The sequence below is a fragment of the Myxococcus llanfairpwllgwyngyllgogerychwyrndrobwllllantysiliogogogochensis genome (assembly GCF_006636215.1).
In the GTDB taxonomy this organism is placed as follows: Bacteria; Myxococcota; Myxococcia; order Myxococcales; family Myxococcaceae; genus Myxococcus; species Myxococcus llanfairpwllgwyngyllgogerychwyrndrobwllllantysiliogogogochensis.
In genome coordinates this window covers 1-502 of sequence record NZ_VIFM01000688.1, presented here as the reverse complement: position 1 = coordinate 502, position 502 = coordinate 1, and the positions used below count along the sequence as shown (strand labels likewise).

1 protein-coding gene is annotated in these 502 nt (G+C 68.3%); it reads left to right on the top strand.

The features are described 5' to 3' along the window. The coding region (locus FJV41_RS57250) for a diguanylate cyclase domain-containing protein (RefSeq protein WP_141649597.1) at positions 1-502 on the top strand (502 nt) is incomplete at both ends.

Genomic DNA, 502 nt, shown 5'->3' with positions numbered 1-502 from the left:
GAAGAGATCTTCCCCTGGCTGCGCGACATCATGGCCGTGGGGCTGCCGTTCCGCACCGTGCTGGAGGCCACCTCCAGGCACCATCTGCCGGACGCCGACGAAGGCATGCGCCGGGAATGGGTGGCGCAGCGGCTGCTGCTGCAGCGCGAGACGCGCGGCACGCACGAGCAGATGCTGCCCAACGGCCATTTCATCCAGATCACCGAGCGCGTCACGCCGGAAGGCGGGCTCATGATCACCTACCACGACGTGACGGAATTGCGCCGCGCCAGCGCGGAGATCGAGAACCTCGCCTTCTACGACCTGCTCACCGGCCTGCCCAACCGGCGCCTGCTGCTCGACCGCCTGCACCAGGCTCTGGCGACCGCCCAGCGCTCGCACCAGTTCGGCGCCCTGCTGTTCCTCGACCTCGACCACTTCAAGACGCTCAACGACACCCAGGGCCACGAGATGGGCGATCTGCTGCTGCAGCAGGTCGCCCTGCGCCTGCGCATCTGCGTGC